The 15182-nt window shown below is 71.2% G+C and carries 13 protein-coding genes; 10 read left to right on the top strand and 3 right to left on the bottom strand.

Features of this window, described 5'->3' with window-relative positions; genetic code table 11:
- Positions 1–54: 54 nt before the first annotated feature.
- The gene (locus BLV39_RS24710; RefSeq protein ID WP_090798065.1) at positions 55–1413 is read right to left on the bottom strand and encodes an MFS transporter; all 1359 of its coding nucleotides are present in this window, start codon (positions 1411–1413) and stop codon (positions 55–57) included.
- A gap of 95 nt (positions 1414–1508) precedes the next feature.
- Here BLV39_RS24710 and BLV39_RS24705 point away from each other — a divergent pair, with 95 nt between their 5' ends.
- Together BLV39_RS24705 and BLV39_RS24700 are read left to right on the top strand one after the other, a co-directional pair.
- Positions 1509–2789 carry a flavin-containing monooxygenase gene (locus BLV39_RS24705; RefSeq protein WP_090798063.1) on the top strand — a complete coding sequence of 427 codons (1281 nt, stop codon included), beginning with the start codon at positions 1509–1511 and terminating at the stop codon, positions 2787–2789.
- Positions 2786–3586 carry an SDR family NAD(P)-dependent oxidoreductase gene (locus BLV39_RS24700; RefSeq protein ID WP_090798060.1) on the top strand — a complete coding sequence of 267 codons (801 nt, stop codon included), beginning with the start codon at positions 2786–2788 and terminating at the stop codon, positions 3584–3586. The genes BLV39_RS24705 and BLV39_RS24700 overlap by 4 nt, the downstream gene beginning before the upstream one ends.
- A 60-nt stretch (positions 3587–3646) precedes the next feature.
- On the opposite strand, the gene BLV39_RS24695 is transcribed toward BLV39_RS24700, so the two are convergent.
- Complete coding sequence (locus tag BLV39_RS24695) at positions 3647–4807, bottom strand: acyl-CoA dehydrogenase family protein (protein ID WP_090800539.1); 1161 nt, start codon at positions 4805–4807, stop codon at positions 3647–3649.
- A gap of 138 nt (positions 4808–4945) precedes the next feature.
- On the opposite strand from BLV39_RS24695, the gene BLV39_RS24690 reads away from it, so the two are divergent.
- The 8 genes from BLV39_RS24690 (at position 4946) to BLV39_RS24655 (ending at position 14265) form a co-directional block, all read left to right on the top strand.
- The gene (locus BLV39_RS24690) at positions 4946–6682 is read left to right on the top strand and encodes a flavin-containing monooxygenase (RefSeq protein WP_090798057.1); all 1737 of its coding nucleotides are present in this window, start codon (positions 4946–4948) and stop codon (positions 6680–6682) included.
- Between the two features lie 108 nt (positions 6683–6790).
- Complete coding sequence (locus tag BLV39_RS24685; protein ID WP_176985067.1) at positions 6791–7936, top strand: substrate-binding domain-containing protein; 1146 nt, start codon at positions 6791–6793, stop codon at positions 7934–7936.
- 55 nt (positions 7937–7991) lie between these two features.
- Positions 7992–8756, top strand: coding sequence for an ATP-binding cassette domain-containing protein (locus BLV39_RS24680; protein ID WP_090798053.1), 765 nt, complete (start codon positions 7992–7994; stop codon positions 8754–8756).
- Positions 8753–9955 carry a sugar ABC transporter permease gene (locus tag BLV39_RS24675; RefSeq protein ID WP_090798051.1) on the top strand — a complete coding sequence of 401 codons (1203 nt, stop codon included), beginning with the start codon at positions 8753–8755 and terminating at the stop codon, positions 9953–9955. The genes BLV39_RS24680 and BLV39_RS24675 overlap by 4 nt, the downstream gene beginning before the upstream one ends.
- On the top strand, positions 9952–11916 hold the full coding sequence (locus BLV39_RS24670) for an acetoacetate--CoA ligase (RefSeq protein ID WP_090798048.1): 1965 nt from the start codon (positions 9952–9954) through the stop codon (positions 11914–11916). Before BLV39_RS24675 ends, BLV39_RS24670 begins: the two co-directional genes overlap by 4 nt.
- Positions 11913–12524 (top strand): TetR/AcrR family transcriptional regulator, encoded by a 612-nt coding sequence (locus BLV39_RS24665; RefSeq protein ID WP_090798046.1) that lies wholly within the window; start codon positions 11913–11915, stop codon positions 12522–12524. The genes BLV39_RS24670 and BLV39_RS24665 overlap by 4 nt, the downstream gene beginning before the upstream one ends.
- Positions 12521–13267 (top strand): SDR family NAD(P)-dependent oxidoreductase, encoded by a 747-nt coding sequence (locus BLV39_RS24660; protein ID WP_090798043.1) that lies wholly within the window; start codon positions 12521–12523, stop codon positions 13265–13267. The genes BLV39_RS24665 and BLV39_RS24660 overlap by 4 nt, the downstream gene beginning before the upstream one ends.
- Positions 13264–14265, top strand: a complete 1002-nt coding sequence (locus BLV39_RS24655; protein ID WP_090798041.1) for a phosphotransferase family protein — start codon at positions 13264–13266, stop codon at positions 14263–14265. The genes BLV39_RS24660 and BLV39_RS24655 overlap by 4 nt, the downstream gene beginning before the upstream one ends.
- On the opposite strand, the gene BLV39_RS24650 is transcribed toward BLV39_RS24655, so the two are convergent.
- Entirely contained in the window at positions 14252–15136 is an 885-nt protein-coding gene (locus BLV39_RS24650) for a LysR family transcriptional regulator (RefSeq protein ID WP_090798039.1), read from the bottom strand. The genes BLV39_RS24655 and BLV39_RS24650 overlap by 14 nt on opposite strands.
- Between the last annotated feature and the right edge of the window lie 46 nt (positions 15137–15182).

The following is a 15182-nucleotide window of genomic DNA, read 5'->3' as shown; positions in this document are numbered from 1 at the left end:
CAGCGGCGGAGTGATCCAGCGTGCGAAGGCGGCAGCGGGGATCACACGGGCATTCTAACGGTGAGTGCGGTCCAGGGTGTAGCGGCGCTGCACCAGAAGCGCCGCGACCAGCAGCACGGCCGGCACGATGCCGAACCCGTAGCGGACCGCGTCCAGGGCCGACGCCGACTGCGTCACGTCATCGCCGCTCGAACCCACGAAGCCGCCGATGGCCAGGCAGGCGGCGTAGATATAGGGGCCGATCGCTCCGCCGGCCGAGTCCGCGGCCGTCCAGACGCCCGTGTAGCTGCCGGCGTCGGCGATCTTGCGCCCCGAGGCGGCGGCCACCACGTCGGGCAGCATCGCGAAGTAGAGCAGCTGCAACGCGGCGAACGCGACGCCGAGCACCGCCACGACCGCGACCAGCACGGCCAGTGGGACGCGGCCGCCGAGGGCGAGGACCAGCCCGCCCACCGCGAAGACGCCCTGGGCGACGAGCAGGCCGCGCTGCTTGCCGATCCGCCGGGTGACCGCGAGCCAGACCGGCGTGGCCACCAGCGCCGGCCCGAGGAAGGCGGCGATCAGCACGGTGGTCAACCCGGAACGGCCAAGCTCGTACGTGGCGTAGTACGGCACCGCCGCGAGCACCAGGTGGGTGGCGGTGCCGGTCAGCAGGTACGCGGTGACCAGCGGGCGGAACTGCGGGTCACGCAGCGAGTTCAGCAGCACCCGGATGCCGCGCAGCGGGGGCGGCGCCGCGTTCACGGGCGTTCCCGCCACCGCACCGAGCCGGCGTACACCGTTGATGCCCACCAGCATCGCGGCCAGCATCCCGGCGGCGAGCGCGCACCCCATCACCACGTACCCGGTGCGGGTCGGGTCGTCGCCCCCCACGAGGACCGGGGCGAGCACGCCGCTGAGCAGGATGCCGACGGTGAGCACGACCATCCGGAACGACATGAGCCGGGTGCGCTCGTGGTAGCCGATCGCGAGGTCGGCCGGGGTCGAGAGATAGGGCACCTGGTACGCCGCGAAGAGCAGGTTGCCGAGCACGTAGAAGGCGGCGACCCAGATCGCGGCGGCGTTGCCGTGGAGCCCGCCGGGCACGGCGAACAGGCCGGCAAAGGCCAGCGGGAGTACGCAGGCCAGCAGCATCAGGGTCAGCCGGTGGCCGTGCCGGGCGCGCTGCACGTCGGAGACGTGACCGACGAACGGGTGCAGCAGCACGTCGGCGATCTTCGGCACCAGCAGGGCGAAGCCGGCGGCCAGTGGCGCCACGGCCAGCACGTCGGTGAGGAAGTAGAGCAGGAGCAGGCCCGGCACGGTGATCCAGACGCCCATCCCGATCGAGCCGCCGGCGAAGGCCAGCAGGCCGGTGCGGGGCAGGCTGACGGTGCCGGTCTCGGTGACCGGCTCGGTCGGGGTCCGGGTCATGCGCACTCCTCGGCGTGGTTTGGAGGATTGACCGGACCCACCTGCTGCCAGCACGATCCACTGGCGAACTTAATTGTCTACGGATCGGGTATGCAATGGCTGCACGGCCAGAGGTCGTCGTGATCGGTGCGGGGCCCGCGGGTCTGGCCACCCTCAAGGCGTTGACCGACCGCGGCATCGACGCGGTGTGCTTCGACGCGGGCGACCGGCCGGGCGGGCTGTGGGTCTTCGGCGGCCCGGGCTCCGGCGCTTACCGGACGCTGCACCTCAACACCAGCCGGACCCGGACGCAGTTCGCGGACTTCCCGATGCCGACCGACTGGCCCGACTATCCGAGCCACGACCGGATCCTGGACTACCTGACGGCGTACGCGGAGAAGTTCGGCCTGCGTGAGGCGATCCGGCACCGGCACGTCGTCACCAATGTCCGCCGCACCGACGACGGCGGCTGGTCGGTCGACGCGGACGGGCCGGACGGCCGGGTGTCGACGAACGCGCGAGCCGTCGTCGTCGCCTCCGGCCACAACAGCGTCCCGCGCTGGCCCGATCCCCCGCCCGCCGGACTGACCGCCGACCAACTGCACAGTCACGACTACCGCGACCCGGAGCAGCTCGCCGGCCGCCGGGTGCTGGTCGTCGGCGGCGGCAACTCGGCCATGGACATCGCCGCCGACGCGTCACAGGTGGCGGCCCGGACGATCCTGTCGCTGCGCCGTGGCGTGTGGGTGGTGCCCAAATATCTCTTCGGCCGGCCGTCGGACACGCTCAACGGCGCGCTCGCCACCCGGTTGCCGTGGCGGCTGCGGCAGGGGGTCAGCCAGACGATGCTCCGCCTGGCCGCCGGCCACCCCCGCGCGCACGGCCTGCCCAGCCCGCAGCACGGGTTCCTCCAGGACCACCCCACGCTGTCCGATGTGCTCATCTCTCGTATCGGCCACGGCGAGATCACCGTCCGGGGTGGGATCACCGACGCGAAGACCTCCACGGTGGAGTTCGAGGACGGCTCCCGCGAGGAGGTCGACCTGGTCGTGTGGTGCACCGGCTACCGGCCGGAGATCCCGTTCCTCGACGTCGCGGGCGACGAGGTCCCGTTGTACCGGCACATCTTCCACCTGGACGATCCCGGCCTGTACTTCGTAGGTCTCATGCAGTCCACGGGATCCGCACTGCCCATCGTGGAATCCCAGGCCCGGTTGGTCGCGGCCCACCTGGCCGGCGCATACACCCTGCCGTCGCCCGAGCAGCAGCGCGCCGACCGGGCAGACCGGCTGCGCCAGGCCCATCGCCGGTGGGGTGACCGGCGCACCGCCATGCGGATCGACTTCGACGCCTATCAGAAGCTGGCCGCCGACGAACTGCGCAGGGGTACGCGATGAGGCGGGTCATCGTCACCGGCGCCGGCGGGACCATCGGCCGCGCACTGTGCGAGCGCTTCCGCGACACCGGCGCCCAGGTGATCGGCCTGGACCTGACGGTGCCGCCGGACGCGCCCGTGCCGATCCTCGCCTGCGACCTGACCGACCAGGCCCAGGTCGCGACGGCCGTGGCCGAGGCGATCGCCCGCCTCGGCGGCCTGGACCTGCTCGTCAACAACGCCGGCATCGGCGGGCCGGCCCCGGCCGAGCTCGCACCGGACGACACCGTCCGAAGGCAGCTCGAGGTGAACCTGCTCGCCGCCTGGTCGACGACGGCGGCCGCATTGCCCGCGCTGGAGGCGGCCCGCGGCCGGGTCGTCTTCATCGCCAGCCGCATGGCGGCCCTGGCGCTGCCGCTGGCCGCCGCGTACGGCGTGAGCAAACGCGCCCTGGTCGCCTACGCCGACGCCCTCCGGCTGGAGGTCGGCACCCACGTCGGCGTCACCGTGGTCTACCCGAGCATGATCGCCTCGCCGATACACGACTCGACGGCCGCCGCGGGCCTGTCGCTGGACGGGGTCTCCCACTACGAACCCGTCGAGGGCGTCGTGGCCGCGGTGGTCCGGGCCGCCACGGCCCGCCGGCCCCCCGCCAACCTCGCCACCACCCGCCGAGGCCGGCTGGAGATCGCGATCGCCCGCCACTTCCCCGCCCTGGCCCGGCGAATGGTCAACCGCACGGTCGCGAAGCGCCTCGCCACAGGCTCGTTCGACGACTCACCCCTCGCCGCCGGGCTCCGCCGCCGCGCGGGCCGCTGACCGAGCAAGGAAGGGACCCTTGTTAACGCATAGCGTTAACAAGGGTCCCTTCCTTGCGGTTCAGGCGGACGCGCCGTAGCGGCGGACGGCGCGCCGGGCCAGCGACATGCGGTGCACCTCCGAGGGCCCGTCGTAGATCCGGAACGGCCGGAGCTCGCGGGCGATCCGGGCGACCGGCAGATCGGCGGAGACGCCGGCTCCGCCGCACATCTGCATCGCGCGGTCGGCCACCCGGTGCAGGGCCTCGGCGCCGAAGACCTTGGCCAACGAGGTCTCCTCCCGGCCGGCACCACCCGCGTCGAGCACCCGGCACGCGGTCAGGAGCAGCGAACGGGTGGCCGCCAGGTCGATCTCGTTGTCCGCGATCATGAGCTCGACCATGCCCTGCCGGGCCAGCGGGGCGCCGAAGGCCGAGCGCGTGCTGACGTATGAGACCGCCGCCTCGTGGGCCCGCTGCGCCGCACCCAGCCAGCGCATCACGTGCGTCAGCCGCGCGGGGCCGAGGCGGACCTGGGCGTAGCGGAACCCTTCGTCGACCGCACCGAGCACATCCTCGTCGCCGACCTCCACATCGGTGAAAGACAGCTCGCAATGCCCACCGACCATCGACCTGTCCATTGTGGGGACATGGCGAGTGATCGAGATCCCGGGACGGTCGGCCGGCACCAGGAACATCGTTGCACCGCCGGGAGTTCGGGCCATGACAATGTAGAACCCCGCACCGTCGGCCCCGGTGATGAACTTCTTCTGGCCCGTGACCAGCCACCCGGAGCCGGCGCGTCGGGCGACAGTCAGCAGCGCGCCCGGGTCCGACCCGGCACCGGGCGGCGGCTCGGTCATCGCGAACGCCGAACGCTGCTCGCCCCGGGCCAGCGGCGCGAGGTAGCGCGCCCGCTGGTCGCCGGACGCGACCTGGTCGAGCAGGTGCAGGTTGCCCTCGTCGGGAGCGTTGATGTTCAGCGCCATAGGCCCGAACAGGGCGCGCCCGGCGGCCTCGAAGACCGGCGCCCGCTCCACCATCCCCAGGCCGAGCCCGCCGAACTCCTCGGGGGCATGGGGCGCGAAAACTCCCGCGGCGCGCGCCAGCTTCTGGAGGTCGACGCGGAGCCGGTCACCGCCGGCGGCCGCGACATCTCCGTCGAACGCGTCCTCCAGGGGAAGGACCTCGGACTCGACGAACGCCCTCGTACGCGTGACGAGATCTTCGGATGGGCTGGTCATGGGCACCTCGCTGTCGGGGACCAAGTTTCAAAAAAGTTTCATGTAGGTGTTGCTCGTCACTCGGTCCAAGGTCCAGACTCTCGCTACCGAGCGAGCGCTCGGCCTGTATCAGACTGATACGGACGGAAGGGCGCGTCAATGGCGACGGAGACACCCGAAACCACGTTCGCCACGTGGCTGGACCGATTCACCGCGGCACTGCGCAACGCCGACGCCGCGGGCACCACCGCGCTGCTCGCCCGCGACTGCTGGTGGCGCGACCTGCTGGCACTGACCTGGGACCTGGGCACCTACCACGGCCAGGAGCGCGTCGCGGAGCTGCTCGACAAGCACGCGACCCCGGGCGCGATCACCAACATCACGATGACCACCGAGTTCGGCCCCCGGGACGCGGACGGCGTCGTCGAAGGCTTCATCACGTTCGAGACCCCGCTGGGCTTCGGCCGCGGCGCCGTCCGGCTGGTCCAGGAAGACGGCGACTGGGTCGCCTGGACGATCCTGACCGAGCTCGACGACCTGCGCGGCCACGAGCGGGCGATCGGCCCGCACCGGTCGCGCGGCCCCCGACACAACCCGGCGGACAACGGCCGTAACTGGCGGGAAGAGCGCCAGGACCACGTCCGATACGAGAGCAAAGACCCCGACGTCGTCGTCATCGGCGCCGGCCAGGGCGGCCTGACGGTCGCCGCGAACCTCGGCCTCATGGGCGTCGACACGCTGATCCTCGAGAAGAGCGAGCGGGTCGGCGACGGGTGGCGCAAGCGCTACCACTCGTTGGTCCTGCACGACCCCGTGTGGGCCGACCACCTGCCGTACATGCGCTATCCCGAGTCGTGGCCGGTCTACTGCCCCAAGGACAAGATCGCCGACTGGTTCGAGTCGTACGCGGCCGCCATGGAGCTCAACGTCTGGACCTCGGCCGAGCTGACCAGCAGCGTCTTCGACGAGCAGACCGGCCGGTGGACGCTGCACGTCCGCACGCCGGACGGTGAGCGTGAGCTCCACCCGCGCGACGTCATTCTCGCGACCGGTGCCGCCGGCGAGCCGAACATCCCCGCCGTCCCGGGCCGCGACGAGTTCGCGGGCACCACCTACCACTCGAGCCGGCACGCCGACGCACGCCAGTGGGCCGGCAAGAAGGCCGTCGTCGTCGGCGCCTGCAACAGCGGCCACGACATCGCGCAGGACCTCTACGAGGCCGGCGCGGACGTCACGCTCGTGCAGCGCTCGTCGACGCACATCATCAGCCAGGAGCACGGCATCCCGGCCATCTTCGGCAGCAACTTCGTCGAGGGCGGCCCGCCGACCGCGTACGCGGACCTGCTGGCCGCCGGCACACCGTGGCCGCTGGTCCTCGAGTTCGCCAAGGACGGCGTCAAGGAGACCGCGAAGAAGGACGCCGACCTGCTCGCCGCGCTCGACGCCGTCGGTTTCAAGCGCAACGACGGCCCTGACGGCACCGGCCTGATGGGGTACGCGCTGGCGTACGGCGGCGGCTACTACATCGACGTGGGTGCTTCGGGGCTCATCGCCGACGGGAAGATCAAGCTCGCCCAGGGCTCCGGGCTCGCGGAGTTCACGCCGGAGGGCATCCGCCTCGAGGACGGCCGCACGCTCGACGCCGACCTCGTGGTGCTCGCCACCGGCTACCAGAACATGCGCGAGACCGCGCGCCGGCTCTTCGGCGACGAGGTCGCCGACCGGCTGCCGCTCGTCCTCGGCATCGGGGAAGACGGGGAGATCGGCGGGCTCTACCGACGCACCGGTCACCCGGCGTTCTGGTACATGGGTGGACCGCTCGCCTGGGTCCGCATCTATTCCAAGCACCTCGCCCTGCAGATCACCGCGAAGCACGCGGAACTCCACACGCCCTGACGGCCGAGCGCCGGCAAAGCGGGTGGCCTGACCAAGGCCACCCCGATGCCGCGCGCCCTCGACCGCCCGGGCCCGACCGATAAACCGCGCAGCCGAAAGGAGTACCCAGTGAAGCGTTCCCGTGGCGCCACCCTCCGGGCAGTCATAGCCGGAGCGGCCAGCGCCAGCATCCTTCTGGTCGCCGCGTGCGGCGGCAACGACGCCGCCGGCGACGGCGGCTCAGGCTCCGGCTCGAAGCTCGTCTACTTCATGGCACCCAACACCACACCTACCCGGTACATCCAGCAGGACGGCCCGGCGTTCGAGAAGGCGATCAAGGCGCTGGACCCGACCGTCGAGGTCAAGTTCGTCAACGCCGGCGGCGACTCCAACCAGCAGCTCGCCCAGGCCAACGCGGCGATCGCCGCCGGCGCCAAGGCACTGGTCGTCGTCGCCGCCGACCCGAACACCAGCGCGGGCCTGCTCCAGGCCGCCGAGCAGGCCAAGGTCCCGGTCATCGGCTACGAGAACCCGCCGGTCAAGGGGACGCTCTACAGCCAGGTGATCTTCGACCCGGAGAAGGTCGGCGCGCAGCAGGCCACCTACTTCGCCGAGCAGGTCACCAGCGGCAAGCTCGGTGCCAAGCCGGTCAAGGTCGCGCGCCAGTACGGCAACAAGGGCGACGTCTACACGACCCAGATGCTGGCCGGGCAGAACAAGATCATCGACCCGTTGATCGCCAGCGGCGACATCCAGGTGGTCTGCGAGGACTACATCAAGGACTGGGCGCCGGACAACGCGACCAAGGCCACCGAGCAGTGCCTGACCAAGACGCAGAACGGCGTCGGTGCCTTCTTCGGCTTCTACGACGGCATCACGGCGGGCATCATCGCGGCGCTCAAGGGCAAGAACATCAAGGTTCCGGTGTACGGAGGACAGAACCCTGAGTTGACCGGACTTCAGTACATGCTGACCGGCGACCAGCAGGACAACGTGCTCAAGGCGTTCAAGGTCGAGGCGGAGGCCGCGGCGAAGATCGCGATCGCGGCGATCGGTGGCCAGCAGCCCCCGGCCGACCTGGTCAAGGACAAGATCGACAACGGTGCGATGCAGGTGCCGACGGCCAAGCTGGACGCGACGCTGATCCACCTGGAAGACGGCAAGGACCCCGGCGACGCGGTGCAGCAGGCCGTCGACCTCGGGATGTTCACCTGGCAGCAGATCTGCACAGGACCGGCCGCCGACACCGAAACCTGCAAGACCCGCAACAAGTAACCCCCATCGCTAGCGGGCGGTCGGCGGCGACGCCGACCGCCCGGCGGAGGAAACCATGACCGCTTTACTCGAGCTGACGAAGATCTCGAAGCACTTCGGCGGTGTCCGCGCCCTGCACGAGGTCGACATGGCGGTGCACGCGGGCGAGGTCGTGGCGCTCGTCGGCGACAACGGCGCCGGAAAGTCCACATTGGTGAAAATCGTGTCCGGTGTGGAGTCCCCCGACGAGGGCGAGATCCAGGTCCGGGGCGAGGCCAGGCGACTGGAGTCACCGCGGGCCGCGGCCGAGGCCGGCATCCGCACCGTCTTCCAGGATCTCTCGTTGTGCGACAACCTCGACGCCGTGCAGAACCTGTTCCTGGGCCAGGAACGCTACGGCCCGGTGTGGTCGGGCCGCCGCGTCCGGCGCCACGTCATGGAGGAACAGGCCCAGCGGGTGCTCGAGTCGCTGTCGGTCAAGCTGCGCGCCCTCAACACCCCGGTGGTCGCGCTGTCGGGCGGCCAGCGCCAGGGCATCGCGATCGGCCGCGCGCTGATCAGCGACCCGGCCGTGGTGATCCTCGACGAGCCGACCGCGGCCCTCGGGGTCTCCCAACGCGGCGAGGTGCTCGACCTGATCGACCGCCTGCGCGACCAGGGACGGGCGGTCGTCGTGATCTCCCACGACATGAAGGACGTGCGGCGCGTCGCCGACCGGATCGTGGTGCTGCGGCTCGGCTCGAAGGTCGCCGAGTTCGCGCGCGGCGGCTACACGCCGGCAGACCTGGTCGGCGCGATGACCGGCGCACACGAGTCCACGAACGAGGGCGGAGACCAGTGACGACGACGAAAACCGCGGCGACGGCGCCCACCGCCTCCCGCACGATCGGCCGGGCGATCGAGACCGCCGCCCGCGGACACCGCAGCATCCCGGTGCTCGTCGTCCTGGCGATCATCTGGGCCGTCTTCTACAGCCAGAGCTCCGCGTACCTCAGCTTCCAGAACATCACGAACCTGACCCTGCAGATCGTGACGACCGCGATCCTCGCCCTGGGCGTGGTGTTCGTCCTGATCGTCGGCGAGATCGACCTGTCATCAGCGGTGCTGTCCGGCGTCTGCGCGGCCGTGGCGGCCGGACTGACCGTCAACCACGGCCTGCCGCTGGTGGTCGGCATCGCGGCGGGCGTGGCCACCGGCATGGTCGTCACGTTCGTCGAGGCCCAGATCATCATGTTCGGCGTGCCGTCGCTGATCGTCACGCTGGGCGGCATGGTCATCCTCCAGGGCCTCATCCTGGTCGTGCTCCCGCCCGAGTTCACGATCAGCGTGGCCGGCACCCCGTTCGCGAAGATCGCGAGCACGGCGATCCCGGCCGGCGCGAGCTACGGCCTGGCGGCGGCGGGCACCCTGGCCTACGCGGCCTACCGGTTCTTCCAACACCGCGAGCGGGTGTCCACCGGCTCCCTGACCTCCCTGGCCACGGTCCTCGTGCCCGCGGCGGTGGTGGCGGTCGTCCTGTTCGGCGGCGTCTTCACGCTGACCCAGCAGCGCGGCCTGCCGATGCCGCTGCTGATCCTGGCCGTCATGCTGCTGATCGCCTGGTACGCCACGACCCAGACCCGCTACGGCATCCACATGTACGCCGTCGGCGGCGACCGCGAGGCGGCCCAGCGCGCCGGCATCCCCGTGCGCCGGATGGTGCTCTACTCCTTCCTGATCCTCGGCGCCTGCGCCGCGATCGCCGGCATGGTCGACTCGTCCCGCCAGCTCGGCGTCTCGGTCACCTCCGGCGCTGGTCCTCTGATGCTCAACGCGATCGCCGCGGCGGTCGTCGGCGGCACCAGCCTCTTCGGCGGGCGCGGCTCGATCTGGTCCGCGCTGCTCGGTGCGCTGGTCATCGGCTCGATCAGCAACGGCGTGCAGCTCCTGGGCCTGTCCACCGAGGTCCAGTACTTCGCCACCGGTGCCGTCCTCATCATCGCCGTGGCCGTCGACGTGGTCCTCACCCGCGGCTCCCTGCTGCCGGGACGCCGCGCATGACGGTGATCCAGCCGGACTGGGTGCCGGACCCGTCGCTCGTCGGGAAGACCCGGATCGTCCGGTTCGCGACCTGGCTCGGCACACGGGGCTACGCGTCGTTCGACGACGTCACCGACTACGCCGCGCTGCACGCGTGGTCGGTGGCCCACCCGGGCGAGTTCTGGGCGGCGGTCGCCGAGTTCTTCGAGGTCGACTGGTCCACGGCACCCACCGGCGCGCTCACCGAACGTCGCATGCCCGGTGCGGTCTGGTTCCCCGACGGCACGCTGAACTTCGGCGCGCACCTGCTGCGTGCCGGCGCCGACGACCAGGACGCCGTGGTCCTGGTCGCGGAGAACGGCTCGCGGACCGCGATCACGTACGCCGAACTGCGGACGCAAGCGTTCGCGGTGGCGGGCCGGCTGCGCGCGCTCGGGGTCGAGCCGGGCGACCGGGTCGCCGCCTACCTGCCCAACTGCGTCGAGGGTGTGGTCGCCTTCGTTGCCACCGCACTGGTCGGCGCCGTCTGGGCGCAGACGGGACTCGACTACGCGGCGCCCTCGGCCGCGGACCGGATGGCCCAACTCGAGCCCCGCGTCCTGATCGCCGGCTCCGGCTACCACTTCGGCGGCACGGTGCACGACCGTCGCGCCGACGCCCACGCCCTGCGGGACCTGCTGCCCGGGCTCCAGCACACCATCACGGTCGAGACCGCCGGGCTCACCCATCCCCTCGACGACGCCAGCACCTGGGCGGACGCCCTGGCCGCCGACCCCGACCCGACCGCCGTCGCCGTGCCGTTCGCGCACCCGCTCTGGGTGCTGTTCACCTCGGGCACGACCGGCAAGCCCAAGGGCATCGTCCACGGGCACGGCGGCGTACTCCTGGAGCAGTTGGTCTCCCCCGGCCTCCACATGGACGTACGCGGCGACGACGTGTTCTTCTGGTTCACCACGCCCAACTGGATGATGTGGAACGCACAGGTCTGCGGGCTGCTGCACGGCGCGACCATCGTCCTCTACGACGGCCGGCCGCGCCCGGACGCGTTGTGGCCACTGGTCGCCGACCTCGGCGTCACCGTGTTCGGCACGAGCCCGGGCTTTCTGGAGGCCTCCCAGCGGGCCGGCCTCGAACCTGGACGGGAGCTCGACCTGTCAAAGCTGCGGCTGGTCGGCGTCACCGGATCGGTGCTGCCGGCCTCCGCCAACGCCTGGTTCCGGCACCACGTCAGCGCGAGCGTCCAACTAGGATCGATGAGTGGAGGTACGGACATCTGCGGGATCTTCGTCGCCAGTGCACCGACCACACCCGTCTACGACGGGGAGATCAGTGCCCCCGCGCTCGGAGCGGCGGTCCAGGTCTGGAACGCTGACGGCGAGGAGGTCCCGGCCGGCACGCCGGGAGAAATGGTGATCACCGAGCCGATGCCGTCGATGCCCCTGCGTTTCTGGGCCGACCCCGACGACCGGAAGCTGAACGACACCTATTTCGCGGACTTCCCCGGTGTCTGGCGGCACGGAGACCTGACCGTGCGCACGGAGCGTGGCACGGTTGTCATCCTCGGGCGCTCGGACGCGACCATCAACCGCCACGGGGTCCGGTTGGGCTCGGCGGAGATCTACGACGCGATCAGCGACCTGCCCGAGGTGGCGGACGCCCTGGTCGTGGGTGTGGAAGAGCCCGACGGCGGCTATTGGCTGCCGCTGTTCGTCGTCCCGCACGGCTCGCCGGACCCGGCCAATCTCGTCTCCCTTCTCCGGCAGCGCATCACGGAGCGGGCTTCGCCACGGCACGCGCCGGACGACGTGGTCATCGTTTCGCGGCTGCCGCACACGCGTACCGGCAAGCGTTTGGAGGTTCCGGTCAAGCGGATCCTCCAGGGCGCCGATCCGGAGCAAGTGATCAACCGAGGCGCGGTCGACGATCCGGAGGCGCTCGACGCCCTCGTCGCCGCCGCACGCACGAAGCGGGGACAGCGATGACGTTGCAGTGGCGCGAGTACGAAACCCTCGACTTCCCGCGCATCCTCGACGCGGCCCTGTCGGCCTTCTACGAGCACGGCTACCACGGCACGACGACGCGTGACCTGGCCCGCCGCTCGGGGCTGTCGGTGCCCGGGGTCTACCACTACTACCCGTCGAAGCAGGACATCCTCGTCGACCTCATGACGGTCATCATCGACGAGCTGCTGACCCGCAGCCGTGCGGCGCTGTCCGGCGCGACGCCGGACCCCCGGTCGCAGTTCGACGCGCTGGTCGAGTCGATGCTGCGGTTCCACATGTACCGGCGCACGGGTGCGATGGTCTCGACCGCCGAGCTGCGCAGCCTGGAGCCCGGCAACCGGGAGCGTTACGTCGCCAAGCGCGACGAGCAGCAGCACATGCTCGACGAGGTGATCCTGGCCGGCGTGCGCGACGGCGACTTCTCGACGTCCTACCCGAAGGACGCCAGCCGGGCCATCGCGTCGCTGTGCGTGGGTGTCGCGTCGTGGTACCGGCCGGACGGCAGCCTGCCGGTCGAAGCGCTGCTCGACCGCTACCTGACCATCGCGCGCTCGATCGTGGGCATCAGCGAAGAGACACCGCGGTGACGGCCGCGGCGCGGTCCGCGGTGGTCACCGGCGCGTCCCGCGGGATCGGGCGGGGCATCGCGCTCGACCTGGCCCAGCGGGGCTGGCGGCTGACCCTCGTCGCACGGGACCCGTCCCGCCTGGCCGCGGCGGCCCTGGAGCTGACCGCCGCCGGTGCGTCCCATGTGGAGTGTGTGGAGGTCGACCTGGCTGCACCCGAGGCGCCGGCCGCCGTCGTCGCCGCCCACGCCGTCCACCACGACTCGTTGGACGCGCTCGTCCTCGCCGCCGGGGTCGGCTCGGCGGCTCCGCTGCACGGTTACCAGACCCACCGTTACGACAAGCAGTTCGCGCTCAACACCCGCGCGCCGTTCCTGCTGATCCGCGACGCGCTGCCGATGCTGCGTACCGCGGCGTCGCGGCGTCCTTCCCACGGTGCGAAGGTGATCGCCCTCGCGTCCATCGGTGGGGTGTACGCGGAGCCGTCGCTCGCGGTCTATGGCGCCACCAAGGCGGCGCTGCTGGCGTTGTGCCGCGGGTTCAACGCGGAGGAGTCGGGCGCCGGCGTCACCGCCACGGCCATCGCACCCGGCTATGTGGACACCGACATGAGCGCGTGGGTGCACGACTCGGTGCCGCCGTCGGCGATGATCCCCGTTTCAGACGTGGTCACCGCGGTCAGCGCCCTGCTCTCCCTGTCGCCGCGCACCGTGGTCAACGAGCTCGTGCTCAGCCGCGCCGGGACGAAGGGGTACGAGGCATGAGCCTCGACCTGGCGGCCCTGGGCCGGTTCCTCGCTTCTGCGGGTGTGCCCGTCGCGGGTCCGCTCTCCTCCGATCTCATCAGCGGCGGCCGGTCCAACCTGACGTATGCCGTCACCGACGGCACGCACCGCTGGGTGGTCCGCCGTCCGCCGGTGTCGGGCCTGACCCAGTCGGCGCACGACGTGGCGCGGGAATGGCGGGTCGTGCGCGCGTTGCAGTACAGCGCCGTCCCCGTGCCGCCGGTGGTCGCACTCTGCGAGGACACGTCGGTGCTCGGCGCCCCGTTCGCCGTGACCGGGTTCGTCTCGGGACAGGTCGTGCGTACGCGGGAGCAGCTCGACGCTTATCCGTCGGTGGAGTTGGAGTCCTGTGTCACGGAGCTGGTCCGGGTCCTGGCGGACCTGCACTCCGTCGACGTGGACGAGGTCGGGCTGCGTGGTCTTGGCCGGCCCGACGGCTTCCTCGAGCGCCAGGTCGCGCTGTGGTGGCGGCAGTGGAACGAGGTCAAGAGCCACGACCTGCCGGACGCGGACCGGTTGCACGCCCACCTGCTCTCCACGCTGCCCGACCGGCCGGCGCACATCGGCGTGGTGCACGGCGACTACCGGATCGACAACACGCTGCTCGACGCCTCCGACATCACCAAGGTGCTCGCGGTCGTCGACTGGGAGCTCGCGACGGTCGGCGACGTGCAGACCGACGTGGCCCTCATGTGCGTGTACCGGCAGCCGCAGCTCGACCCCATCCTCGGCCTGGACGCCGCGTGGGCGAGCGACCGGCTCCCCGACGCCGACGCGATCGCCTCCGCGTACGCCCGGCGGCGCGGGGTCGATCTCGATCACTGGCCGTTCTACCTGGCGCTGGCCAACTTCAAGCTGGCCGTCATCGCGCAGGGCATCAGCTACCGCGCGCGCCAGGGTGCGGCCGCCGACGCGACCTCGGCGCAGGCCGAAGAGGCGGTCGCGCCGCTGCTCGCGGCGGGGCTCACAGCGCGCTGACCACTGCCTGGATCGCGGGGCTGGCGTCGGCACTGCGCCGCCAGGCGGCGTACACCTCGCGCTTCGGTTGTCTCAGCAGTGGGTGGGCGACGAGCCCGTCGCCCAGCGGCGGGCGGGCCAGGCGCGGGATGAGGGCGAGGACCGCGCCGCCTTCGACGAGTGCCAGTTGGGTCGCGAAGTCGTCGACCAGGTGGCGCACTTCCGGTTCCTCGGGCGCGTTGGCGAACAGTCGCCGGAACCACTGGTGGCACACCGTGCCGGGCGGGCTGGTGACCCAGGCGTGGCCGGCGAGGTCTTCACTGGCGAGGGGTTTCTCGTGCTGCGCCAACGGATGCGTCCGGCTCATGACGACGTCGCCGGTGTCGGTGTGCAGGTGTCGCTGGGTCATTGACGGTGGCAACTGGGCAGGCAGCCCATCGGCGTCGTGGATCAGGGCGAGGTCGGCGGTCCCGGCGTCGACGCTGTGCAGGGCCTGGTCTGGGTCCTGCTCGGTGACGTGCACCTTGAGGTCCGGGCAGCGCTTCTGGAGTTCCTTGATGGCCGGGGCGAGCAGGCCGCGGATGGCGGTCGAGAAGGCGACCACCCTTAGGACACCCCTTGGCGCGCCGTCGGCGACCGACCGGGCCGCCTCGGCGCAGCGTTCCAGGGCCTGGAAGACGTCAGGTGCCGAGTCGACGATGGCCTGGCCGGCGGGGGTGAGCACGACGCCGCGGCCGGCCTGGGCCAGGACGGGCACACCGACCTGGCGTTCGAGGCGCTTGATCTGCTGCGACACGGCGGAGGCGGTGAAGCCGAGATCGTCGGCGGCCCGCGCGAGCGTCCCCCGGGTGGCCACGGACCGCAAAGCCCGCAAAGCAGCAACATCGATCATGAAGCGATGCTACGCGGTTTTGGCAATAAAGCATCGCTGGACCTTA

Origin of the sequence: Asanoa ishikariensis (assembly GCF_900107455.1) — a bacterium.
Taxonomy (GTDB): domain Bacteria; phylum Actinomycetota; class Actinomycetes; order Mycobacteriales; family Micromonosporaceae; genus Asanoa; species Asanoa ishikariensis.
This window is presented reverse-complemented; position numbering and strand designations above follow the sequence as displayed.

Coding starts and splice junctions, on each gene's coding strand:
- BLV39_RS24710 (WP_090798065.1), bottom strand. CDS start 1,413: ATGACCCGGACCCCGACCGAGCCGGTCACCGAGACCGGCACCGTCAGC.
- BLV39_RS24705 (WP_090798063.1), top strand. CDS start 1,509: ATGGCTGCACGGCCAGAGGTCGTCGTGATCGGTGCGGGGCCCGCGGGT.
- BLV39_RS24700 (WP_090798060.1), top strand. CDS start 2,786: ATGAGGCGGGTCATCGTCACCGGCGCCGGCGGGACCATCGGCCGCGCA.
- BLV39_RS24695 (WP_090800539.1), bottom strand. CDS start 4,807: ATGACCAGCCCATCCGAAGATCTCGTCACGCGTACGAGGGCGTTCGTC.
- BLV39_RS24690 (WP_090798057.1), top strand. CDS start 4,946: ATGGCGACGGAGACACCCGAAACCACGTTCGCCACGTGGCTGGACCGA.
- BLV39_RS24680 (WP_090798053.1), top strand. CDS start 7,992: ATGACCGCTTTACTCGAGCTGACGAAGATCTCGAAGCACTTCGGCGGT.
- BLV39_RS24670 (WP_090798048.1), top strand. CDS start 9,952: ATGACGGTGATCCAGCCGGACTGGGTGCCGGACCCGTCGCTCGTCGGG.
- BLV39_RS24665 (WP_090798046.1), top strand. CDS start 11,913: ATGACGTTGCAGTGGCGCGAGTACGAAACCCTCGACTTCCCGCGCATC.
- BLV39_RS24655 (WP_090798041.1), top strand. CDS start 13,264: ATGAGCCTCGACCTGGCGGCCCTGGGCCGGTTCCTCGCTTCTGCGGGT.
- BLV39_RS24650 (WP_090798039.1), bottom strand. CDS start 15,136: ATGATCGATGTTGCTGCTTTGCGGGCTTTGCGGTCCGTGGCCACCCGG.